The 21230-nt window shown below is 61.8% G+C and carries 23 protein-coding genes; 5 read left to right on the top strand and 18 right to left on the bottom strand.

Annotated features, from left to right (window positions below; translation table 11 throughout):
• Nucleotides 1-34: 34 nt before the first annotated feature.
• Nucleotides 35-1087 (top strand): NAD(P)-dependent alcohol dehydrogenase, encoded by a 1053-nt coding sequence (locus ACLH0H_RS16100; RefSeq protein ID WP_411378755.1) that lies wholly within the window; start codon nucleotides 35-37, stop codon nucleotides 1085-1087.
• Here the strand turns inward: ACLH0H_RS16100 and ACLH0H_RS16095 are convergent, their stop codons facing one another.
• From ACLH0H_RS16095 to ACLH0H_RS16070, 6 genes are all read right to left on the bottom strand, one after another.
• A complete protein-coding gene (locus ACLH0H_RS16095) occupies nucleotides 1088-1891 on the bottom strand; it encodes an IclR family transcriptional regulator (RefSeq protein ID WP_411378754.1) in 804 nt (267 codons plus the stop codon). It abuts the gene before it with no gap.
• Between the two features lie 138 nt (nucleotides 1892-2029).
• On the bottom strand, nucleotides 2030-2995 hold the full coding sequence (araH, locus tag ACLH0H_RS16090; RefSeq protein ID WP_411378753.1) for an L-arabinose ABC transporter permease AraH: 966 nt from the start codon (nucleotides 2993-2995) through the stop codon (nucleotides 2030-2032).
• 17 nt (nucleotides 2996-3012) lie between these two features.
• Entirely contained in the window at nucleotides 3013-4512 is a 1500-nt protein-coding gene (gene araG / locus ACLH0H_RS16085; RefSeq protein ID WP_411378752.1) for an L-arabinose ABC transporter ATP-binding protein AraG, read from the bottom strand.
• Nucleotides 4509-5489, bottom strand: a complete 981-nt coding sequence (locus ACLH0H_RS16080) for a substrate-binding domain-containing protein (RefSeq protein WP_186693382.1) — start codon at nucleotides 5487-5489, stop codon at nucleotides 4509-4511. The genes araG and ACLH0H_RS16080 overlap by 4 nt, the downstream gene beginning before the upstream one ends.
• Before the next feature lie 35 nt (nucleotides 5490-5524).
• The gene (locus ACLH0H_RS16075) at nucleotides 5525-6346 is read right to left on the bottom strand and encodes an SDR family oxidoreductase (RefSeq protein ID WP_411378751.1); all 822 of its coding nucleotides are present in this window, start codon (nucleotides 6344-6346) and stop codon (nucleotides 5525-5527) included.
• Between the two features lie 251 nt (nucleotides 6347-6597).
• Complete coding sequence (locus tag ACLH0H_RS16070) at nucleotides 6598-7077, bottom strand: GNAT family N-acetyltransferase (RefSeq protein ID WP_076949985.1); 480 nt, start codon at nucleotides 7075-7077, stop codon at nucleotides 6598-6600.
• 190 nt (nucleotides 7078-7267) lie between these two features.
• Between ACLH0H_RS16070 and ACLH0H_RS16065 the strand changes: the two genes are divergently transcribed.
• The 4 genes from ACLH0H_RS16065 (at nucleotide 7268) to ACLH0H_RS16050 (ending at nucleotide 9643) form a co-directional block, all read left to right on the top strand.
• Nucleotides 7268-8464, top strand: coding sequence for an MFS transporter (locus ACLH0H_RS16065; RefSeq protein WP_411378750.1), 1197 nt, complete (start codon nucleotides 7268-7270; stop codon nucleotides 8462-8464).
• Nucleotides 8465-8549: 85 nt separating this feature from the next.
• On the top strand, nucleotides 8550-8894 hold the full coding sequence (locus ACLH0H_RS16060; protein WP_411378749.1) for a hypothetical protein: 345 nt from the start codon (nucleotides 8550-8552) through the stop codon (nucleotides 8892-8894).
• A gap of 51 nt (nucleotides 8895-8945) precedes the next feature.
• On the top strand, nucleotides 8946-9212 hold the full coding sequence (locus tag ACLH0H_RS16055; protein ID WP_186693390.1) for a hypothetical protein: 267 nt from the start codon (nucleotides 8946-8948) through the stop codon (nucleotides 9210-9212).
• Nucleotides 9213-9262: 50 nt separating this feature from the next.
• Nucleotides 9263-9643, top strand: coding sequence for a Rho termination factor N-terminal domain-containing protein (locus ACLH0H_RS16050; protein WP_411378748.1), 381 nt, complete (start codon nucleotides 9263-9265; stop codon nucleotides 9641-9643).
• A 114-nt stretch (nucleotides 9644-9757) separates the two neighbouring features.
• Here ACLH0H_RS16050 and ACLH0H_RS16045 read toward each other — a convergent pair whose 3' ends face one another.
• The 12 genes from ACLH0H_RS16045 to mltG form a co-directional block, all read right to left on the bottom strand.
• Nucleotides 9758-10675 carry a PfkB family carbohydrate kinase gene (locus ACLH0H_RS16045; protein ID WP_411378747.1) on the bottom strand — a complete coding sequence of 306 codons (918 nt, stop codon included), beginning with the start codon at nucleotides 10673-10675 and terminating at the stop codon, nucleotides 9758-9760.
• A complete protein-coding gene (locus ACLH0H_RS16040) occupies nucleotides 10668-12134 on the bottom strand; it encodes a purine-cytosine permease family protein (RefSeq protein WP_411378746.1) in 1467 nt (488 codons plus the stop codon). The genes ACLH0H_RS16045 and ACLH0H_RS16040 overlap by 8 nt, the downstream gene beginning before the upstream one ends.
• A 78-nt stretch (nucleotides 12135-12212) precedes the next feature.
• Nucleotides 12213-13214, bottom strand: a complete 1002-nt coding sequence (locus ACLH0H_RS16035; RefSeq protein WP_411378745.1) for an ADP-ribosylglycohydrolase family protein — start codon at nucleotides 13212-13214, stop codon at nucleotides 12213-12215.
• Nucleotides 13211-13924, bottom strand: a complete 714-nt coding sequence (locus tag ACLH0H_RS16030; RefSeq protein WP_411378744.1) for a GntR family transcriptional regulator — start codon at nucleotides 13922-13924, stop codon at nucleotides 13211-13213. Before ACLH0H_RS16030 ends, ACLH0H_RS16035 begins: the two co-directional genes overlap by 4 nt.
• A 69-nt stretch (nucleotides 13925-13993) precedes the next feature.
• Entirely contained in the window at nucleotides 13994-14554 is a 561-nt protein-coding gene (locus ACLH0H_RS16025) for a DUF1285 domain-containing protein (RefSeq protein ID WP_411378743.1), read from the bottom strand.
• A gap of 15 nt (nucleotides 14555-14569) precedes the next feature.
• Nucleotides 14570-15175: a DUF4823 domain-containing protein gene (locus tag ACLH0H_RS16020; RefSeq protein WP_076949573.1), complete on the bottom strand. Its 606-nt coding sequence runs from the start codon at nucleotides 15173-15175 to the stop codon at nucleotides 14570-14572.
• Between the two features lie 205 nt (nucleotides 15176-15380).
• On the bottom strand, nucleotides 15381-16349 hold the full coding sequence (locus ACLH0H_RS16015; protein WP_411378742.1) for a GTP 3',8-cyclase MoaA: 969 nt from the start codon (nucleotides 16347-16349) through the stop codon (nucleotides 15381-15383).
• 172 nt (nucleotides 16350-16521) lie between these two features.
• Nucleotides 16522-17175 carry a TetR/AcrR family transcriptional regulator gene (locus ACLH0H_RS16010; protein ID WP_411378741.1) on the bottom strand — a complete coding sequence of 218 codons (654 nt, stop codon included), beginning with the start codon at nucleotides 17173-17175 and terminating at the stop codon, nucleotides 16522-16524.
• Between the two features lie 444 nt (nucleotides 17176-17619).
• Nucleotides 17620-18405, bottom strand: coding sequence for a TatD family hydrolase (locus ACLH0H_RS16005; RefSeq protein WP_411378740.1), 786 nt, complete (start codon nucleotides 18403-18405; stop codon nucleotides 17620-17622).
• Nucleotides 18406-18461: 56 nt separating this feature from the next.
• On the bottom strand, nucleotides 18462-19451 hold the full coding sequence (locus ACLH0H_RS16000) for a DNA polymerase III subunit delta' (RefSeq protein ID WP_411378739.1): 990 nt from the start codon (nucleotides 19449-19451) through the stop codon (nucleotides 18462-18464).
• Nucleotides 19444-20076 carry a dTMP kinase gene (tmk, locus tag ACLH0H_RS15995; RefSeq protein WP_411378738.1) on the bottom strand — a complete coding sequence of 211 codons (633 nt, stop codon included), beginning with the start codon at nucleotides 20074-20076 and terminating at the stop codon, nucleotides 19444-19446. Before tmk ends, ACLH0H_RS16000 begins: the two co-directional genes overlap by 8 nt.
• Before the next feature lie 17 nt (nucleotides 20077-20093).
• Nucleotides 20094-21230 (bottom strand): endolytic transglycosylase MltG, encoded by a 1137-nt coding sequence (mltG, locus tag ACLH0H_RS15990; RefSeq protein WP_411378737.1) that lies wholly within the window; start codon nucleotides 21228-21230, stop codon nucleotides 20094-20096.

Here is a 21230-nt window from a genome sequence, read left to right as displayed (position 1 = left end):
ACCTCACTGTTCACTGCTTTTGCGAGGTTTTTCCATGTACACCGCCATCGGTTACGCCGCCCAGTCGGCCACCACCCCCCTCGCCCCCATGTCGTTCCAGCGCCGCAGCCCGCGCGTCGATGACGTGGCGATCGAGATCCTCTACTGCGGCGTGTGCCACTCCGATATCCACCAGGCGCGCAACGAATGGGGCATCGCCGTGTACCCGCTGATGCCGGGCCACGAGATTGTCGGCAAGGTCACTGCCGTCGGCGCCAACGTTACCGCACACAAGGTCGGCGATCTGGTGGGCGTCGGCTGCATGGTCGATTCGTGCCGTCATTGCGACGCGTGCAAATCGGACCTGGAGCAATACTGCCTCGAAGGGCCGACCATGACCTATGCCACCCCGGACCGGGTCGACGGCAGCAACACCATGGGAGGTTATTCCGACAGCATCGTGGTCAGTGAACATTTCGTGGTGAAGATTCCGGCCGCGCTCGAGCTGGCCAGCGCCGCGCCGATCCTGTGCGCAGGCATCACCACCTACTCGCCGCTCAAGCATTACGGCGTGAAGGCCGGCGATAAGGTCGGGGTTCTGGGCATGGGCGGCCTGGGCCACATGGGCATCAAGTTCGCCAAGGCCATGGGCGCCGAAGTGACCCTGTTCACGCGCTCGGCGAGCAAGGCCGAGGAAGGCCGTCGCCAGGGTGCCGACCATGTGATCGTGTCCACCGACGCCGAACAGATGAAAGCCGCCGCCGGGCACTTCGACTTCCTACTGGACACCATCCCGGTGCAGCACGACCTGAACCCCTACCTCGATGTACTGCGCTTTGACGGCGTGCATATCCTGGTCGGGCTGATCGAGCCGGTGGACCCGCCCGTCAACGCCGCCAAGCTGGTGCTGGGCCGTAAAGTCCTGGCCGGCTCGCTGATCGGCGGCATTGCCGAAACCCAGGAAGTCCTGGATTTCTGCGCCGAGCATGGCATCACCTGCGATATTGAAATGCTCGACATCCGCCAGATCAATGAGGCCTACGCTCGCATGATCGCCGGTGATGTGAAGTACCGCTTCGTCATCGACATGGCGACCCTGAAGGCCTGATCAGGCCTTCGCGCCCAACTCCGCCGAGAGCCGTGCTGCGACCTGTTTGATCACAGGGATCAGCTCGGCCATTTTTTCCAGCGGCATGTAGGGCACGGTACTGGCGATGCTGATGCCGGCGACAATACGCCGGCTGGCATCGCGCACCGGTGCCGCCACGCAACGGATCGACGGTTCGTTGTCTTCCAGGTCGAACGCGTAACCACCCCCCACGTATTCACGCATGCGCTGCTCGAATTGTGCCCAGGATTGCTCCGGGTGCTGCGGCCACTGCAGGTTTTTGCCACCCTCCGGCAAGCTGGTTTCGTAGAGGCGCCGCCATTCCTCGGCCGAATCGTCCAGCAACATCGCTTTGCCAACCCCGGTGCGTGCCAACGGCATGCGATGACCGACCCGCGAACGCATTTCCGGGCCGTAGCGGCCAGGGTTCTTGTGCAGGTAAAGCACGTCATCGTATTCGCGGATGGCCAGGTGGATGGTGTCGCCGGTCAGCGCCGACAGTTCGTCCAGATACGGGATGGCCAGGGTCACCAACGGCAGTTCTTCGCGCGCCTGGAAACCCAGCTCGATCAACTTGGGCCCCAACAGGTAACCGACCTGCGGCACCACGCGCAGGTAACGCTCCTCCACCAGGCAACTGGCCAGGCGGTGGGTGGTGCTGCGGGTGGTGCCGATGCGCTTGGCGATCTCCTTGAGATCCCGCGCGCCGGCCGCCACCGCCTGCACCACGCCCAGGCCACGCAGCAGGGTCTGGGTGCCGGTGGGGGCAGCGTCTTTGGCGGGGGTGTGGGGGGTTTCCTGCATATCGGGCCTATTGGGGAAGTACGAAAACGGCGCCATTATGGCAAAAGGTCAACCTGAATACTGAGGAGATCCAACTGCGGAAGCCAGCTCCCACAAAAAAGCCAGCACACACACTTGCTGGTCTTCACATGACAGGACTCAGCGTTGCTTCATGCGGTCAATGATCACCGCCAGCAACAGGATCGAACCCCGGATCACATACTGGTAAAAGGTATCGATGTTCTTCAGGTTCATCGCATTCTCGATGATCGCCAGGATCAACACCCCGGCAATCACATGACGGATCATGCCGATGCCGCCACTCAACGACACCCCACCCAGCACGCAGGCCGAGATGACCGTCAGCTCGAAGCCCTGGCCAATCATCGGCTGGCCCGAGGTCATGCGCGAGGCGAGGATCACCCCGGCCAGGGCGCCGATCAAGCCGTGCACGGCAAAGATGATGATCTTGGTGCGGTCAACGTTTACCCCGGCCAGCAACGCCGCTTCCTGGTTGCCGCCAATGGCCATGGTGTTGCGCCCGTACGTGGTGTAGTTGAGCAACCAGCCGAAAAACACAAAGCACAGCACGGTGATGATGATCGGCACCGGCACGCCCAACAGTTGGCCATTACCGAATACGAAGAAGTCCTCGTTCATCACCCCCACCGCCTTGCCGTTGGAAAAGATGTAGGCCAGGCCGCGCACGATCTGCATGGTCGCCAACGTAGTAATCAACGCGTTGATGCGCAGCTTGGCGATCACGATGCCGTTGATCAGCCCCACCACCAGGCCCATGGCCAACGCGGCCGAAACGCCGAAAACCACGCTGTCGGTGTCGCGAATCACAATGCCAGCCACCACGCCGGCACAGGCAATCACTGAACCGACCGACAGGTCGAAGTGCCCCGACGCCAGGCAGAACAACATGGTGCACGCGGCAATGCCCACGGTGGAAATCGCCAGGCCCAGCCCGCGCATGTTCAGCGGTGAGAGGAAGTTGTCGATAAACAGCGCACTGAGCGCGAAAATCCCCAGGGCAGCCAACAGCATCACCCAATCATCGAGGAACTTGCGCTGGTTGAACGCCGGCCGCAAGCCCTTTGCAGTTTTTACCTCAGACATCATTCACCTCGAATTCTTCAAGCCCGCGAACGCGGGAGAGCCAGTTGCAACAGCTGTGCTTCATCCGCCTGGTCGCGCGTCACTTCGCCGGTCAGGGCGCCCTCGCTCATCACCAGGATACGGTCGGAAATGCCCATGACTTCCATCAGGTCGCTGGACACCACGATCACCGCAATACCGCTGGCCGCCAGGTTATGGATGATCTGGTAGATCTCCGACTTGGCGCCGATATCGATGCCACGAGTCGGCTCATCCAGCAGCAACACTTTCATCGGCATCGACAGCCAGCGACCGAGAATGGCCTTCTGCTGATTGCCGCCCGAGAGGTACATGATTTTCTGTTCGGCATTCGGCGTCTTGACTTTCATGGCGCTGATTTGCTGGTCGGCGTTGCGCTTTTCCCAGCCGTCGCGCAGCAACCAACCGAACGCGGAATGCGCACCGCGTGCGCTGATATTGATGTTCTCGGCCACACTGGACAGCGGGATGATGCCCTCCTTCTTGCGGTCTTCCGGGCACAGCAGCACGCCGGCGGCGATGGCGTCGCGGGGTGAGCGCAGCTGCAGGCTTTCGCCGCACAGCTCAAGCTGTCCTGCCGTAATGCGCGCCAATCCGCTCAGCAGCCGAAACAGCTCGGTGCGCCCCGCGCCCACCAGACCGAACAAGCCGAGAATCTCACCTTTATGGACCTGGAAACTGACCGGCTCACGCAGTCCCGGGCCGAGCAGCCCCTGGACTTTAAGCGCGACCGCGCCCTGCTCACGCGGCCGGTAGTCGTAGATATCCTGAATATCGCGACCCACCATGCACGTCACCAACTGGTCATGGGTCAGCGCGCTCATGTCTTCGAACGTGCGCACATAGCGCCCGTCCTTGAACACCGTGACGGCGTTGCAGATGCGGAACACCTCTTCCATGCGGTGCGACACGTAGAGCACCACTTTGCCCTCGTCGCGCAGGCGCGTGATGATCGCCATCAAGCGGTCGATCTCGCGCGCCGACAGGCTGCTGGTGGGTTCGTCGAAGGCGATCACATGGGCGCCCCGAGACAGCGCCTTGGCGATTTCCACCAGTTGACGCTGGCCGAGGGACAGCCGGCCAAGCTTTTCCTCGGGATCGATTTCATCCGCCAGGCCCTTAAGGCACACCAGTGCCTGCTTGCGCAACTGGCTGCGGTTGACCACGCCGAAGCGCGACGGCAAATGCCCGAGGAACAGGTTCTCGGCCACGGTCATCTCCGGTACCAAGTGCAGCTCCTGGTGGATCACCGCGACGCCGCTGGCGATGCTGTCAGCAGCGCACTTGAACGCCATAGTCTGCTCGCCGATCTGCAGCGAGCCACTGCTCGGGATGTAGGCCCCGCCGAGGATCTTCAGCAGGGTCGACTTGCCCGCGCCGTTCTCGCCCATCAACGCGTGCACCTCACGCGGCCGTGCTTCAAAGCTGATCTGCGCCAGGGCTTTCACACCGGGAAACTCCTTGCCGATGCCGTTGAAACGCAAGGCCGCGCCGGTCATTTCCACAACCCGATTTTGGTCAGCTCTTCCTGGAAGTTGGCGCGGGTGATCAGGGTCACTTCGTCCATGGCGGTGTACTTGGCGGGTTCCTTGCCGGTGGTGACCCACTCGTACATCGCCAGCGCCGTGTTGTAGCCCTCGATGTGCGGGCTGGGCAGCATCGAGCCGAAGAAGCCGCTGTCGGCTTTCTTCAGTTCGCCGATGGCGTCGGTGCCATTGATGCCGATGCCGATCACGTTGGCGGCCTTGAAGCCGGCGCTTTCGGTGGCGCGCACGCCGCCAAGCACGGTGTTGTCGTTCATGCCGCCGATGATCAGGTTTTTCGCGCCGCTGGGCAGTTTGACCAGGGCCGAGTTGGTGGCGTCCATGCTGCCGGGCACATCAAGGGTCTTGAGCGCGGCGGTAAGGATGTGGTCCTTGGGAATGCCGGCTTCTTCCAGGGATTTGATCGAGCCGTCGGTGCGCTTCTTGCCGGTGTCGAGTTCGTTGAAGGTATTGATCACCGCGTAGGTGTCCTTCCAATCCCAACCGCGTTTCTTCGCTTCGGCGGCCATGGCGGCGCCCTGCTTCTGGCCCACTTCAAACGCGGCCATGCCCAGGTACGGCACGTCTTCCATGAAGTTGCCCTTGGCGTCGACGAAGCGGTCATCCACCGCCATGACTTTCAAGCCGTTGACCTTCGCCTTGGCAACGATGGCCGGGCCGAGGGACACGTCCGGCGGGCAGATCACGAAGCCCTTGGCGCCGTTGGCGGCCAGGCTGTCGATGGCCGAAAGGGTTTTTTCGCCATCCGGCACGGCGATCTTGATCACGGTGAAGCCGTGTTCCTTGCCGGCTTTTTCGGCGAAGGCCCATTCGGTCTGGAACCAGGGTTCTTCGGCCTGCTTGACCAGAAAACCGATCTTCACTTCTTCAGCAAGTGCCACACCGCTGAATGCCATCGCCAGCGCCACTGCGCCTAGAGTCTTCTTGAACATGAGCTACCTCTTGTTGTTATTCAGAGCTGCAGGTTTTAGTCGTGGTACATCACAGACCGCCCGCCATCGATCATCAGGCAGGTGGCATTGATAAAGGGCGCCTCGTCGGTCGCCAGGAACAGTGCAGTCATCGCCACCTCGATCGGCTGGCCGATGCGCTTGGGCGGGTGCAGGTCGAACGCGCGCTGGCGCTCGGCCTGAGGGTCGGGGAAACCGTTCCAGTAGTCGACGTTGAGCTGGGTTTCGATATAGCCCGGCGCAATGGCATTCACGCGGATGCCTTTGGGCGCGTACTCGATGCCGAGGGCACGGGTGAGGCCGAGCAAACCGTGCTTGGCCACCGGATAAGGAAAACAGCCGGGGATGATGTGGCTGGAATGGGTGGAAGCGATGTTGATGATGTTGCCGATGCCCTGCTCGATCATGTGCGGCAACACCGCGCGGCAGCCGAACCAGGCACCGTCGAGGTCGATGGCGAAGCAGCGGCGCCAGTCTTCATCGCTCATTTGCAGCGGGTCGCGGAACACGTTGACGCCGGCGCAGTTGACCAGCACATCTACACGGCCAAAGCGCTCTATCGCGAGGTTGACCAGCGCCTGCCATTGCTCTTTGGACGTGATATCGACGGACTGCGCGTAGATATCGGCACCGCGTTCGCGCCAATGGGCGGCGACGCGCTCAACCTTCTCGGCCTGGATATCGGCAATGATCAATCGCGCCTGCTGGGCCTGGAAACACGCGACGATAGCCTCGCCAATGCCCTGGGCGGCGCCGGTGATGATCACGACCTTGCCTTTAAGCCGTTCACCGTAAGTGGGCTCGGGCACGGCGGGGAGTGACAACGGTTGTGCCTGCATCGCTTCACCTGTTTTATTTTTGGCAGTGAGTGCTGATGCAGGCGACTATAAACCCATCATTTGAAATATCTCAATATATAAATTTGCATCCCATATTGTGAGCATAAATTCTTCAAGGCAACGCATATCCCTTGTGGGAGCGGGCTTGCTCGCGAAGGCGGCGTATCAGTCGACCGATGTGTGGCTGACACACCGTATTCGCGAGCAAGCCCGCTCCCACAGGAGATTTTCACTGGTTTCAGGAATGTGCTTCAGCCGAGGGCAAAATCCCGCAGCGCATCGCCTTCCATGCGATAACGCACCCACTCCTCCTGCGGCTGGGCGCCGATGGATTTGTAGAAGGCAATCGCCGGCTCGTTCCAGTCGAGCACGCTCCACTCAAAACGCCCGCAACCGTTATCGAAGGCGATCTTCGCCAGGTGCCGCAGCAGCTTTTTCCCTGCCCCGCCACCGCGTTGCTCCGGGTTGATGTAGAGGTCTTCCAGGTATAGGCAGTTGCTGCCCAACCATGTGGAATAACTGAAAAAGAATACCGCGAACCCAATCGGCACACCGTCCCGCGAACAGATCAGGCCATGGGCGGTAGCGCCTTCGCCGAACAGGCTGCGCTCGATATCCACCACGCTGGCGATCACTTCATGCCGCGCCTTCTCGTACTCGGCCAGTTCAGTGATGAACGTCAGGATCTGCGCAGCATCGCTGGGCACGGCAGGGCGAATCTCGATGGTCATGGGCGAACCTTGGGCAATGTCAAAGCACACATATTAAGGCGCTTTTGTGACTGATTGCAGCGCAATTTCATCATGCCCAGGCGCGTCACTCCGTCAGTGGGTAACGCTGGCACCACCAACCACGCAACAATCCGCAGCAGCGCGCATGCTAAAAAGCCAGGCATCAGATCAACGACTTCCAGGCCGCCCCATGCATTCAAAATCCCCGGTGAGCACACACCTGTTCGCCCTGTTTTGCCTTGCCAGTTTTCTGCTGTCGCTGTCTTACGGCTCGACCTTTCTACTGTCGCTATTGATTCATACACGCGGTGGCAATGAGCACGATGCGGGCAGTGTGATTTCCACGGCGATGCTGAGCACCTTTGTGGCCGTGGTCGTCTCCGGCCATTTATCCGATGCGCTGGGCGCGGCGCGGGCGATTGCCGGCATGGGCCTGCTGTTGGTGGTGGCGTGCCTGGGCTTTGCGCTGACACCTGGGTTCGGCCAGGGGCTGATGGTGTTTGGCCTGGCCCTGGGCTTGGGTTGGGGCGTGTTCTACACCTTGGGGCCGATCATCGTGACCCTATTAGTGGAGCCGCGGCACCGCGCCAAGTACTTTGCGCTGCTGTCAGGCAGCATGATGAGCGGCATCGGTGCCGGCCCACTGCTGGGGCGGGCGGCAAGCGCGTTGGGCTTGCCGCTGACGACCGCCTTCCACATCGCCGCCGTTGCGAGCCTGGTCGCAGTGGTGATGTTCTGGCGCCTGGGCCCCCGTCTCAAGCAGCAAGGCAATGCACCGGTGGCGAAGATCTCCTGGGCGGCTACCCGCCAGGTACTGTCTTCCAAAGCCGCGTTCGCGGTCTTGATGGTGGGCCTGGGCGGCTGTGTATTCGGTGGACTGTCATCGTTCCAGACCAGCTACGCGGCGGCGCAGTCGTTGGACTATTCGTTGTTCTTCCTGGGCTTCCTGAGCGCGGCGATCAGCAGTCGTTTATTGATTGCCGGGTTTGTGGTCAAGCGAGATGCCTATATGACGGCGTGTGTGTTGTCGGGGCTGATGCTGGTCTCGGTGCTGATGTTTGCCTTCACGGTGTCGGGAACCTTCAGTTATCTGCTCGCGGCGATCACCCTGGGCGTGGGCTACGGCCTGACGTACTCGGTGATCAACGGGCTGGTGGCCAATGAAGCACCGGCCGGCACTACGTCCCAGGCGTTGCTGCTGTTCAGCTTGGCGTATTTCGTCGGCGTGTTCGGGTTCCCGCTGCTGGCGGGACACATCATCGTCGCTTATGGCCTGCCGTCACTGCTGCTGAGCCTGGTGGCAGTGGCAGTGTTCAACTGGTTGATCACCGTCGCACGGCTGATCTGGCGTCGGGCATCGACACATAAAATCTTACAGCTGCCATAGGACCGTTCGTCGCCACCCAGGCACAAACGGTAAATCGAGGCTGACCAATAGAGGGTAAGGACATTAATCATATGGAGACACCCTCATGAAAAATTCCAAGTTTGCCGCCCTCGCCCTCACGGGTCTGTTGTCTGCCGCGTCGCTGAGCGCCTTTGCTGCCAGCTCGACCACGGGCCCAACCGACCCAGTCGGTACCCCTCCGAGCCCTGCCACGCAGGAATCTCAGGATTCGATGGGCACCGGTCTCGACACCAATGGTGGTGCTATTATCGATAACGGTGCCGACCCACGTACCAAGGGCAATGACACCCAGCGCCAGGCACCCTCCGCTGTCGGCAACGGCAAGATGGGCCCAGGCGTCAACCAGCCTGGCATCAACAAAGGTGACGACTCCAACGTCCCGGGCGCGCCAAAACAACCTGCGCCTTGAACCCTCCAACGCAAGACGAACGCCCGATCATTTACTAATGAAGAGGTACGCATGAACGTCGATAGAAACCTTGAAAAAGAAGTCCTCACCCGCCTGCTGCACGCTCATCCGCAAGGCCTGGGCAAGGAGGTGCTGGACAACTACCGCGGTGAAAAAGAGGTCGCCAGTGTCTTGGCGTTCCTGCAGGACCGCGGGCTGATCAGGGACGGGAATGTGGCCACTGACGATGCCGGTGAATACTCGTTGAACTTGCCCATCAAGCTGACCGCGTCCGGAGTGGATGAGGCGCGCAAGCTAGAGGGCGAAAGCGCTCATTAATTCATTTGTCAGGTCTGGCCCCGTTGTCCGGGGCCGGAAGGAGTATCGCGATGCCTCGTGGAAGCAAAGCCAAATACACCGCCGAGCAGAAACGCAAGGCCGCTCATATCGAAGACAGCTATGAGCATAAAGGTGTGCCCAGCGAAGAGGCCGAGGCGCGTGCCTGGGCCACCGTGAACAAGCAGTCCGGCGGAGGCGAAAAGGCCGGTGGCTCGGGCCAGCGCAAGGCTCCCGCCAGCAAAGCCACGGACAGGCATGAATCGGCCAAGCGCGCCGCCGCCAGCCGTGAGGGAAAACCACGCAGCAGCCGTGCTTCGCTGGGCACCCAGACCAAGGAGAGTCTGCTTAAGGAAGCGAGGGCGAAGGATATTCCGGGGCGCTCGACGATGCGCAAGGACGAGCTCATCGAAGCACTGAAAAAAGCCGGGTAACCACCAATCCAATGTGGGAGCGGGCTTGCTCGCGAAAGCGGAGTGTCAGGCAACAAATCTTGCACTGATACACCGCTTTCGCGAGCAAGCCCGCTCCCACATTTTGATCTCGGTTTAGCCAGTGATTAATGCATCGACTTCAGCGGCGCCCGGCGAAGTCGCAGGCCCCCAGCGTGTCACCGCCAAGGCCGCCGCCGCATTTGCGCGCCGTGCAGCAGCGGTAGGACTCAAGCCACTGGCCAAGCCCGCCACAAACACGCCCGCATGCGCATCCCCCGCACCATTGCTGTCCACCGCCTGCACCTTGAAGCCGGGCACATGCTCAACCGCACCCGCACGCCCTACCCAGCAGCCATTGGGCCCATCGCGAACCACCAGCAAGGTCTCGGCGGCAAGATGTCGGCCCAGTTCGGGCAGCGCGCTGGCGATATCCCCAGCGCCAGTAAATGCCAGGGCTTCGGGGCCATTGCTGGTCCAGATGTCGATACGTGGCAGTAACGCGCGCATCAAGGCCGAGTCCGGCGCCTTCACCAGCGGGCCGGGGTCGAACACCACCACGATCTCCCGCGGCAGCGCCAGCAGCCAATCGATCAGGGGCTGCGCCTTGCCCTCCAGCAGCAAGCTGTAGCCGCTGACATACACATAATCGTCAACTTGTGGCGACACGGTGGCCAAGTCCTCGGCACTCAACTCACCCTCGGCGCCGATGTGGGAGATGAAGGTGCGCTCGGTGCTGGCTTCGGTCAGGGACACACACAAACCGGTGTCCTTGCCATCGCTCGCCGCCAGCGCCATTTCAATGCTCTCCGCCTGAATCGCCGCACGCGCCAGGTCGCCGAAGCGGCCGTTGCCGTGACGGCCCAGATAAACCACCGGCAGGCCATTGCGTCGCGCGGCCGCCATCACATTGAAGCCACCGCCGGTTTCGAAGTTGGCCGATCGCGCCAGCACGTCGCCGCCCGTCGCGGGCAAGGTATCGAGGGCCATGACCAGATCGACGATGACCTGGCCGGTGTGCAGCAATCTAGACATTAGCGCGCTCAACCACGGCCGGGCGACGGTCCGAAGCGCCGCCCAACACTGCATAAATCCCGCCGGCCACCAGGAACGTGACAATCCAGCCCAGGCCATTGTGGCCCAGCCAGGAGTCGGACAACGGCCCGGCGAACCAGATGTTCTCGGCGGTGGTGCCGATGGTGGTGAAGCTGAACCCCAGCACGATCGCCAGCGCCCAGGCGCCGAATGCACGCCACTCCACGCCACCGCGATACCAATAGGCGCTGCTCGGGCTTACGTCCAGCAAGTCCTTGGGGCTGTAGTAGTGACGATGCATCAGGTCGACCACAAAGATGCCGACCCACGCCGTGATCGGTACCGCCAGCAACGAGATGAAGGTGATGAACGGGCCGTAAAAACTGTCGGCGATCAGCATGAAGTAAATCGAGCCGGCGAAGATCGCCACGATGTCGACGATCACCGCATGCACGCGCTTGACCTTCAAGCCGAGGGTCAAGGTGGTGAGGCCGGCCGAATACACCGACAGGTTGTTGGACAACAGCAACCCGCCAAAGGCGGTGATCAGGTACGGCACCGCCATCCAGGTCGGCAGCATGTCGCGGATCGCGATGATCGGGTCGGTGGCCGAGGCCAGGTCGTTATTGCCCACCGACAGCAGGCCGCCGAGGGTGATCAGCAACACCAGCGGAATGCCCGCGCCAAACGCAGCGGACGCCACCAGGCGCGCCGCCTTGACACTGCGGTGCTGGTAGCGCGACATGTCGGCACCGGCATTGGCCCAGCCGATACCGGTGCCGGCGGCCATGGTGCCAACGCCGATGATCATCGCACTCAGCGGTGCCGGCGTGGCGTTGAACACGGCGCTCCAGTCGATGGTGGCGCAGAGAAAGCCCCCTACCAGAATGTTCAACGCGCCAAACACGTAGGTCGCCCACTTCTGGATCACCAGCAGGGTGGCATGGCCCAGGCCCGAAACGGCCAGGGTCAGCAACACGAAAATGGCGATGAACAGCAGCGTGAGCCCCGGTGCGCTTTTGGCCTCGATCGCCGTACCGAACAGGATCGAACACAGCGACAGCAGCACAAAGGCCGCCGTGGTGGTGTTGACGGTTTCCCACCCCAGGCGCGACATCAACGACACCAGCGTGGGGCCGATATTGCCGCGCACGCCGAAGATCGCGCGCGACAGCGTCAGGCTCGGCGCGCGGCCGCGACGACCCGCGATGGAGATGATGCCCACCACCGCAAAGGAGCCGGCGGCGCCAAGAATCGCCACGATGACCGCCTGCCAGATCGCCAGCCCGCGAAACGCGACCAGTGTCGCCCCGAGCGGCAAGCCGAGGATGCTGATATTAGCGGCGAACCACACCCAGAACAGTTGCAGTGGATGGCCGTTGCACTCGCCTTCCGGAACCGGTTCAATGCCGCGTGTTTCCAATTGCCCGGCGCTTTGGCCGGAAGAGGTGCTGCTCATGTGGGAGTGCTCCTGGTGCCTGTATTGTTGTGGTTGTGGCAAATACTTCCTGACTCAACTCGGTCAGAGCTGTGGCGCTTATCGAAGTGTGAGCAGGCGCTGAACCAGCGGCGCAAGATCCAAACCATTGACCTGCTTGACCTGCTCGATCATCCCCTGCGGCCAGCACTGCATGCCCAGACACGCCCCCAGCATCGCGCCGAGAATGGCAGCAATGGTGTCGGTGTCACCGCCCAGGCTGGCGGCCACGCACAACGCTTCAAACGCATCCATCTCGCCCACCGCTACTTGCTGGGCCAGGGCGAACGACACCACCACCGATTCCTGAGAAGCCACGGAGGTGCCGATCAATTCGTACAGCAGGTCCACGAACAGGGCTTTGTCACCGCTGCCGACGCTCAAGGTCCGTGCCCAACTGATACGCGTGGAAATTCGCCCGCCAGCTATCCAATGGCCATAGCCTTCCGCCTGTTGGGCAAGCTGGGTACCGATGTTCAGCGCTTCGCCCAGGTCGACGCCGTTAATGCCGGCCGACACTACCGCCGCCACCGCCGCCGCGCTGGAGATGCCCAGCGAGGTGTTATGGGTGACCTGACAGGCCTGGATTACCGCCTGAATAAACCGCACCGGGTCGCTGACATCGGCCGCGATCCCCACCGGCGTGATACGCATCGCTGCGCCATTGGTGGTGCCATAGCGGCCGGACTCTTCCGGCGTATGGCCAGCAAGGATCATGTCGATCGCACGCTTGGTGGAAGGGCCGAGCAAATCCTGCGAGCCCCTGGCGCGCATCACTGCTTCCCAGTCGATAAGGCGCTGGGCCAGCACCGCGGGGTCGATCTTGCCCCGGCCTTCGACCAGCAACTCGCCCACCAGGATCGCCTGCTCGGTGTCATCGGTGATGGAGCCGGCGGGCATATTCGGCGCAATGGGCTGGTCGGCGTCGGCGGCTTCCAGGCCAGTGATGGCACCGAAACGTGCCCGCACCTGCTCGCGGCTCAAGGATTGGGTGGGCATGCCCAGGGCATCGCCCAGGGCCAGGCCGTAGAAGGCGCCGAGGGCGCGATCGTGGGAAGTCATTTCGAATGTCCAAATTGAAGGTGCAGGCGAAAATGCAGAGGGTCGAGCAAGCTTTCGACGTATTCCATGAAACGCTCGCGCCGGTCGTAGGTGGTGCGCGATGCCTTGAGAAACACCGTGCCCGCCGGACGACCCAGCAGCTCGGCGTCTTCATCGCTGAGGGGCTCGGCGCCGATCCATTGGTCGCCTTCGGCGCCTATGTAACCGTAGGCCGCCAGGGTGATGGTCAGCGAGTTATCGATCAGGCCTACGTTCGGCAAGCTCTCCAGGCCGCCGGAGGCCGGCATCAGCGAGCGTTCCAGGGACACTGCGGTGCCGTCGGCGTTGCGGCGATGGCGATCGAGGGCGATGAATTGGTCGCTGCCGAAACGACTGAACAGGTCCGGTCGAGTGACCGCCTCCAGGCGCAGGACATCGGTGTTCACCCGCGCGCCCGTGTCGGCCAGCGCCTGGGCCCAGCCGCTGCGCTGGTCGAGCACCATGCCGTCAAAGGTGACGATGGAGCCGACGCCGCTTTGGGTCGCGATGTAGTGGCGTCGCTTGAGTTCAGCCAGGGCTTCACGCAGGGTGCCACGGCTGACCTCGAACTCTTGCGCCAACTGGTGCTCGCCCGGCAGCAGGAAGCCATCGGCCATTACCCCACCCTCGATACGGCGGATGAGTTCGTCGACGACGCGTTTTTTCTTATCAAATCGCACATGTCTAATCATGTACAAATTGATAACCGAAAGCATCCATTGCCAGCAAGCGAATATTTCAGGGAAATGAAAAAACCGACCTCAGGGCTCCAGGCCGATACGGAAAAACTCTCCGGCGCTCCAAACGCCCAGCCAGTTCTGACCGTTGATCGGTCGGCTCACCGCCAGTTCCACCAATTGATAGAACACGTTGCGATGTACCAGGGCCTCAAGGTTGGTGCGTACCCGAAGGTACGGCGAAGGTTCCTGGGTGACTGGATCGATCACCACCCGTAACGGGTGTTCGATGTCGGCGTCGACCTGTTCGTCGACATTGGTGGTAAAGCGCAGCACCTGGCTTTCGCCCTGCCCTACGGCCTCCAGGGTGACCGCCACGAACGGCGCGTCATCGACGCGAATGCCGACCTTTTCCACCGGTGTGATCAGGAAATAATCATTGCCATCGCGGCGGATGATGTTGGAGAACAGCTTGACCATCGGCTTGCGCCCGATCGGCGTGCCTTGGTAGAACCAGGTGCCGTCTCGGGCAATGCGCATGTCGATGTCGCCGCAGAAATCCGGGTTCCACAGGTGCACCGGTGCCGGTCCCTTGCCTTTGGGCAGTTGGGCCAGCAGGTCGTTGGCCTTGGCGGAATCGGTCATGGGCTTCTCCGTTCTTTACTGATTACTCATGCCCAGCAAGCCTCGGGCGTATTGGGCCAGGGGACGCGCAATCAGGTCTTCTGGCTTGTTGTCGTGGAACGTCAGTAAACCGCCACGACTGCGAATACGTGCGGTATCAATTAAATACTGGGTGCTGGTCTCGATCAACATGATCTGGATAACGCCGTTGTCCAGGCCGAGCCGGTCCAGCGCCTCCTGATCGGCCCATTCATCCGCATTGCCGATACGGTCATCGGCCTTGGCGAAGCGGCAGTACAGCAGGTAGTGAGCGCCGGCTGCGCGGGCCTCGGACATCGCCTGCTCCAGGCTTTGCGGCTGACGGGCGCGGCGTACCATGGGGAAATATTCGACGAAGCCGTTAAAGGCTTCTTCAGCCACCACGTTCGGGCGTGGATAGGCACTGCCCGGTGGCACGAAGGCGCCTTGGGCGATGAAGATAAAGGAGTCCGGCTGTACGCGAATCGAGGCGGTACGACGGGTGTCGCTGTGGTCCAGCAACCCGGCATCGCTCATCTGATAGCGGGTGCCTTCGGCCATATCGCTGACGGTCATGCAACCACTCAGCGTCAACGACGCCAGCAACAAAACCAGACTACGCATCCTAATCCTCCAGAGGCCGGTGACGGAAAACCGGCGAATGGGCGTGAGATGCAGAATCCGCGCCATTCAGCGACGCCGCCAATCAAATGTGGGAGCGGGCTTGCTCGCGAAAGCGGTGTATCAGTGAAAGATGTGTTGCCTGACACTCCGCTTTCGCGAGCAAGCCCGCTCCCACAGGGGGATTGTGTTGGGTCGGGGATTGGTGTCAGCCGCCGATGATTTTCATGATGGTGGCGCCGCCAGAGAACGCCACTTCCTGCTTGTCGCCCAAGGCTTTCATCAACAGGCCTTGCAGCGCCGGCAGTGCCTGATGGCGCGGCTTGTCCAGCAAATCGCCGACGTAGTGACGATTGCTCGACGACAGGCAGCCATGCAACCAGCCGGTGGACGACAAGCGCAACCGTGAGCAGGTACGGCAGAACGGCACGCTCTCGTTGGCGATCACGCCGAAGAAGCCCTTGCCCGGCACTTCGTAGCGCACCGCGGTGGCGTCCACGGGGGCATTGGCCTGCAGGTATTCATGCTGTTCGCCGATCAGGCCCAGCAGCTGCTGCAGGCTGACGAATTGTTGCAGGAACGCGTTGGAATCCTTGGCCAGGTGGCCCATGCGCATCAGCTCGATAAAACGCAACTCGTAGCCACGTTCCAGGCAGTAATCGAGCAGCGGCATGACCTGGTCGAGGTTCTGGCCACGCAACGGCACCATGTTGACCTTGATCTTGATCCCCGTGGCGCGGGCCTGGTCCATGCCATCGAGCACGGTCGCCAGGTCGCCGCCACGGGCGATGCTGCGGAAGGCGTCGGGGTTCAGGGTGTCGAGGGAGACGTTGATGCGCTTGATCCCGGCCTCCACCAGCAACGGCAGTTTGCGCGCCAACAGCTGGCCGTTGGTGGTCAGGCTGATGTCACTGAGGCCCATCTGCCCGACGGCGCCCATGAAGGCTTCCAGCTTGGGGCTGACCAGCGGCTCACCGCCGGTGATACGCAGGCGATCTATGCCTGCGGCCTCAATTAGGTACGCCACACCACGCGCCATGGCCTCGGCCGAGAGTTCGTCCTGGGCAGCCACCAGCCGCTTGCCGTTAGGCACGCAATAGGTACACGCGTAGTTGCAGGCTGAGGTCAGGCTGATCCGCAAATTGCGAAAACGCCTGCCTTGACGATCAACGATCATGAATCACTCCGGCAGAGGATAAAACGGGACGCACTAAAAGCTGACTGAATCCGATACTGTAGGAGCGAGTTTACTCGCGAAAAACGTCAACGGTAACGCATGCATCTTGGATAAACGCGGTGCCTGTGAGTTCTTCGCGAGCAAGCTCGCTCCTACACGTGGCAGCAAATCATTACGTGGAGGGCGATTCGACGGCCGGCGTTTCGGAGCTGTGCTTGCGCTTGTTGCCCATGCGCACGCCAATATCCATCAGGAATTGGAAGAAACCTTCCTGATCTTCCAGCACATTGCTCCAGAACGGCGAGTGGTACAGCGCCACGGCGCCGTGTACCAGGGCCCAGGCGGCGCAATAGTGGAAATACGGCGGCACGTCTTCGAGCTTGCCTTCGCTGATGCGGCCCTTGATCAGCAAGGTCAGGCGTTCGAAGTTCGAGGCGCGGATCTTGTGCAACTCCTCGACCATTTCCGGCACTTGATGGCCCTTGACCACCTTTTCTTCCAGGCGGTCGAACAGGCGGTAGCGCTGCGGATCGCGCATGCGGAACTCGAAATAGGCGCGGGACAGGGCTTCCTTGTCCTTGTCCACATCCGCCGAATGCAGCAGTTCGTTCAAGTCGCGCTCGTAGTCGAGCATCAGGCGCAGGTAGATCTCGGCCTTGGACTTGAAGTGCTTGTAGATCGTGCCTTTGCCGATACCCACGGCATCCGCGATCATCTCGACGGTGACGCTGTCTTCACCTTGTTCGAGGAACAGCTTGAGCGCGGTGTCGAGAATTTCCTGCTCACGGCGGCGAAACTCACGGACCTTACGGGGTTCTTTGTGCATGAGGAAGAGGTCTGCAAAGGTCGAAATAGGAAGGGTTGCGCAGGCCACGGACACGCGGCGATACGATTTACCCGCTGCGAGGGATTATCCCGACTGAACGGTCGTTGGGCAATGTCTATGTGAACCCGCAACCCACTTTACTTTCAACACGCCAACGTTTTCGCTGATATCAGTCAGAAATAATACGCAACAACCGCACCTGTGTACCTGCCTGATGAGAACTCAAGGGAAGTACCCGTATTCCAAATCTGTTTAAAAAACGACCAATTGCGACTGGACTGAACCGGATACTGATCAATACTTCAAAGGTCGGCGTGACATCTCCCCCAAGTGAAGCGCCGACCTGGGTACCAACGGACCGCGTGCCCTTGTTTTACTCCTAATGGTCTTAACCCGGATTCACCCCCCAGAACCCGGGTTTTTTTTGCCTGCGATTTGCTCGCGTCAGCCAGCTACATGCGCCAGCGGGAACAGGCGCTTGAAGTTCTGCGTGGTCTGTTCGGCAAAACGCTCGTAGGACTCACCGCGCAGCATCGCCAGGTAATCCGCCACATCGCGCACATACTCCGGCAGGTTCGGCTTGCCGCGATGGGGAATGGGCGCCAGGTACGGAGAATCGGTTTCCACCAGCAGGCGATCGGCCGGCACCTGGCGCGCGACGTCGCGCAGAGCGTCGGCGTTGCGGAAGGTGACGATGCCCGACAGGGAAATGTAGAACCCCAGGTCCAGAGCCGCCCTGGCCATGTCCCAGTCCTCGGTGAAGCAGTGCAACACGCCGGCCTGGGGCAACGCGGCTTCACGCAGCAGGGTCAGGGTGTCGGCGCGGGCGCCACGGGTGTGGACGATCACCGGTTTGCCGGTCTGCCGGGCGGCTTGCAGGTGCAGGCGGAAGGAAGCCTGCTGCAGCTCGGCGGCTTCGGGTTCGTAGTGGTAATCCAGGCCGGTTTCGCCGATAGCCACCACGCGCGGGTGGTTGAGTTCGGCCAGCAGCCAATCCAGGGCTGGGGCCTCACCCGGCTTGAGGTCAAGCGGGTGGATGCCCACCGAACAATCCACATCGGCATAGCGATCAGCCAGGGCTTTGACGTCGGCCGCGTTTTCGGCACTGACACCAATGCACAGGAAGTGCCCTACCCCGCGTTGACGCGCAGCGTCGAGGGCAGCGTCAAGGGAACCGCCGTGCCGGGCAAGGTCGAGGCGATCAAGATGGCAATGGGAATCTACGAGCATAGGGGTCTTCAATCACAAAAATGTCTGGCCAACGATACACCCGTCGGCCACGGAATTTAACGCCGGCCGAGCAAGCCAACCCACTGCACCAGCAGCGCTTCAAGTAACAGCACGCGGTTGAGGTTGGCCTTGCCGAGCACCTTCTGGCGTTGGGCGAGGATCCAGTCCTGGATAGTCAGCACCTTGTCCTGGGCGCTCTTTTGCGCGAGGTACTGCACCACTTTGCGCATGTCCGGCAGGCCCAGGCCGTTTTCATCCTGAGTCAGCTGGTAGCGCAGGATCAAGCTCGACCAGTCACAGAACCAGTCGAACAGCAGCAACAGGGGAATGTCCTTCCAGGCGCTTTCAGCCAACTGGGTGGCGGAGACTTCCTGCTTGATCAATTTCTTTACGCCATCCACTACCAGCGCCCGCTGCTCGCGCACGCCCTGGGCGTGCAGCTTGACCGCAGCCAGCGGCGAGCCCGCCGCCAGTGTCAGCAACTCGACCCGTTCTTCCTGGCCGCACTCCGGCAACGCCTGCGCCAACCACTCAAGGCTCATGGCCTCGCTCGGCAATGGGCACGCCTGTTGTACGCAGCGGCTGCGGATGGTTGGCAACAAACGGCTGGACTGGTGGCTGACCAGCAGCAACACGGTATCGCCGGACGGCTCCTCCAGGCTCTTGAGCAAGGCGTTGGCGGCGTTGATGTTCATTGCCTCCACCGGCTCGATCAACACCACCTTGCGCCCGCCCATTTGCGCGGTCTGCACCACGAAGCTGACGAGGTCACGCACCTGGTCGACCTTGATCGCCTTGTCGGCTTCCTCGGGTTCGAGCAGGTAGTTATCCGGGTGGCTGCCGGCCTTGAGCAACAGGCAGGATTTGCATTCGCCGCAGGCTTCCAGATTGACAGGGTGCCGGCACAACAGGCTGGCCATCAAGCGCTCGGCGAGCGCGCGCTTGCCGATGCCGATCGGGCCATGCAGCAAATAGGCGTGGGCGTGCTGGGCACGCCCGGCCAGTTGTTGCCACAGGCTGTCTTGCCAGGGGTAGGCTTCAGCCACGGGCGCGCTCCAGCAGGTCCGGCAACAGCGCATCGATGGCGTGCTGCACATGGGCCAGCGGTTGGGCGGCGTCCAGCAGGAAATAACGCGCAGGCTCGGCGGCGGCACGCTTGAGGAACGCCGTGCGTACGGCGTCGAAGAAGGCCTGGCCTTCCAGTTCGAAACGGTCGAGACGACCTCGGGCGCTGGCGCGAGCCAGGCCCACTTCCACCGGCAGGTCGAATACCAATGTCAGATCTGGACGCAGGTCGCCCTGGACGAAGGTTTCCAAGGCAGCGATGCGCGCCAGGGACAGGCCTCGCCCCCCGCCCTGGTAGGCGTAGGTGGAGTCGGTAAACCGGTCGCAGATCACCACGGCACCGCGCGCCAGGGCCGGGCGAATCACCTCGGCCAGGTGCTGGGCACGGGCGGCGAACACCAACAGCAACTCGGTGTCCGGGTTCATCTGCTCTTCCCCCGGCGTCAGCAGCACTTCGCGGATACGCTCGGCCAGCGGCGTGCCACCGGGCTCGCGGGTCAACACCACTTCGATGCCTTGGGTGCGCAAGCGCTCGGCCAGGTAATCGCGGTTGGTGCTTTTGCCGGCGCCTTCGGGGCCTTCCAGGGTTATAAACAAGCCAGTCACGGGCAGTCCTTAGTCAATTATTGCGAGCTTTGCGGCGCGGCGGTGTCCGGCACAGGTTCGACCTGCGTCTCAGCTGGCACAGGTTCGGCTGGCGGCGTGGGTTCTTCCAAGGGCTTCACCACCGGTGCCGGGCTGGAGCGGTAATCGGCGCGGCGCTTGAGCTGGAACTCGCGCACGGCGGCATTATGCGCATCCAGGTCGTCGGAGAAAATATGGCTGCCGTCGCCCCGGGCAACAAAATACAGGCTGCTGCCCGCGACCGGGTTCAGCGCGGCGTGGATCGCCTCGCGGCCGACCATGGCGATGGGTGTCGGCGGCAGCCCTGCAACCATGTAGGTGTTGTAGGGGTTGGCTTCCTTGAGGTGGGCACGGGTCAACTTGCCGTTGTAGCGCTCGCCGAGGCCGTAGATGACGGTCGGGTCGGTCTGCAACAGCATGCCAACCTTCAAGCGCCGCACGAATACCCCGGCGATCTGCCCGCGCTCTTCGGGCACGCCGGTCTCTTTCTCGACCAGGGAGGCCATGATCAGCGCTTGATAAGCGTCGGTGTACGGCACATCGGCGGCGCGCTTGCTCCACTCTTGGGCGAGTACATCGTCCAGGCGGCTGTAGGCTTTTTTCAGGAACTCGACATCGGTCATGCCACGCACGAAGCGGTAGGTATCCGGAAAGAACCGACCCTCGGGGAACACACCGGGATGACCGAGCCTGTCCATCACTTCGCTGTCGCTCAGGCCCGAGAGGGTCTGCACGATCTTTTCATGCTTGGCCAGCGCTGAGCGCACCTGGCGAAAATTCCAGCCTTCGACCAGGGTCAGGCTGTATTGCACCACTTCGCCACGCTGCCACAGACCGATCAGGCCCTGCGCGGTCATGCCGGGGGTCATGCGGTATTCGCCGCTGTGCAAGGGCTGGCCGTCGAGGTTGAAGCGCCAGTACAGGCGCAACCAGAAGGCGCCTTCCAGCACCCCGTCCGCTTCCAGGCGATTGAAGGTGCCGGTCGGGGTCGCCCCGGCCGGAACATCGAGCAATTGCTCCTGGGTCAGGTTCAAGGGCTGCTTCAAGGCAGAATCGACCTTCCAGGCGCCGTAGCCCAACAGCAACGCCGCCGAGAACAGACCGATCAGCAGCAGTACAACCAGTTTTCGTATCAA

It is taken from the genome of Pseudomonas sp. MPB26, assembly GCF_046605355.1.
Classification (GTDB): Bacteria; Pseudomonadota; Gammaproteobacteria; order Pseudomonadales; family Pseudomonadaceae; genus Aquipseudomonas; species Aquipseudomonas cedrina.
Note: the sequence above shows the minus strand (reverse complement) of the source record. Positions and strands in the feature narration are given on the sequence as shown.

Bases quoted from the DNA above. Each gene is read 5' to 3' on its own strand.
- ACLH0H_RS16100 (WP_411378755.1), top strand. From the start codon at position 35: ATGTACACCGCCATCGGTTACGCCGCCCAGTCGGCCACCACCCCCCTC.
- ACLH0H_RS16095 (WP_411378754.1), bottom strand. From the start codon at position 1,891: ATGCAGGAAACCCCCCACACCCCCGCCAAAGACGCTGCCCCCACCGGC.
- araH (WP_411378753.1), bottom strand. From the start codon at position 2,995: ATGTCTGAGGTAAAAACTGCAAAGGGCTTGCGGCCGGCGTTCAACCAG.
- araG (WP_411378752.1), bottom strand. From the start codon at position 4,512: ATGACCGGCGCGGCCTTGCGTTTCAACGGCATCGGCAAGGAGTTTCCC.
- ACLH0H_RS16080 (WP_186693382.1), bottom strand. From the start codon at position 5,489: ATGTTCAAGAAGACTCTAGGCGCAGTGGCGCTGGCGATGGCATTCAGC.
- ACLH0H_RS16075 (WP_411378751.1), bottom strand. From the start codon at position 6,346: ATGCAGGCACAACCGTTGTCACTCCCCGCCGTGCCCGAGCCCACTTAC.
- ACLH0H_RS16070 (WP_076949985.1), bottom strand. From the start codon at position 7,077: ATGACCATCGAGATTCGCCCTGCCGTGCCCAGCGATGCTGCGCAGATC.
- ACLH0H_RS16065 (WP_411378750.1), top strand. From the start codon at position 7,268: ATGCATTCAAAATCCCCGGTGAGCACACACCTGTTCGCCCTGTTTTGC.
- ACLH0H_RS16060 (WP_411378749.1), top strand. From the start codon at position 8,550: ATGAAAAATTCCAAGTTTGCCGCCCTCGCCCTCACGGGTCTGTTGTCT.
- ACLH0H_RS16055 (WP_186693390.1), top strand. From the start codon at position 8,946: ATGAACGTCGATAGAAACCTTGAAAAAGAAGTCCTCACCCGCCTGCTG.
- ACLH0H_RS16050 (WP_411378748.1), top strand. From the start codon at position 9,263: ATGCCTCGTGGAAGCAAAGCCAAATACACCGCCGAGCAGAAACGCAAG.
- ACLH0H_RS16045 (WP_411378747.1), bottom strand. From the start codon at position 10,675: ATGTCTAGATTGCTGCACACCGGCCAGGTCATCGTCGATCTGGTCATG.
- ACLH0H_RS16040 (WP_411378746.1), bottom strand. From the start codon at position 12,134: ATGAGCAGCACCTCTTCCGGCCAAAGCGCCGGGCAATTGGAAACACGC.
- ACLH0H_RS16035 (WP_411378745.1), bottom strand. From the start codon at position 13,214: ATGACTTCCCACGATCGCGCCCTCGGCGCCTTCTACGGCCTGGCCCTG.
- ACLH0H_RS16030 (WP_411378744.1), bottom strand. From the start codon at position 13,924: ATGATTAGACATGTGCGATTTGATAAGAAAAAACGCGTCGTCGACGAA.
- ACLH0H_RS16025 (WP_411378743.1), bottom strand. From the start codon at position 14,554: ATGACCGATTCCGCCAAGGCCAACGACCTGCTGGCCCAACTGCCCAAA.
- ACLH0H_RS16020 (WP_076949573.1), bottom strand. From the start codon at position 15,175: ATGCGTAGTCTGGTTTTGTTGCTGGCGTCGTTGACGCTGAGTGGTTGC.
- ACLH0H_RS16015 (WP_411378742.1), bottom strand. From the start codon at position 16,349: ATGATCGTTGATCGTCAAGGCAGGCGTTTTCGCAATTTGCGGATCAGC.
- ACLH0H_RS16010 (WP_411378741.1), bottom strand. From the start codon at position 17,175: ATGCACAAAGAACCCCGTAAGGTCCGTGAGTTTCGCCGCCGTGAGCAG.
- ACLH0H_RS16005 (WP_411378740.1), bottom strand. From the start codon at position 18,405: ATGCTCGTAGATTCCCATTGCCATCTTGATCGCCTCGACCTTGCCCGG.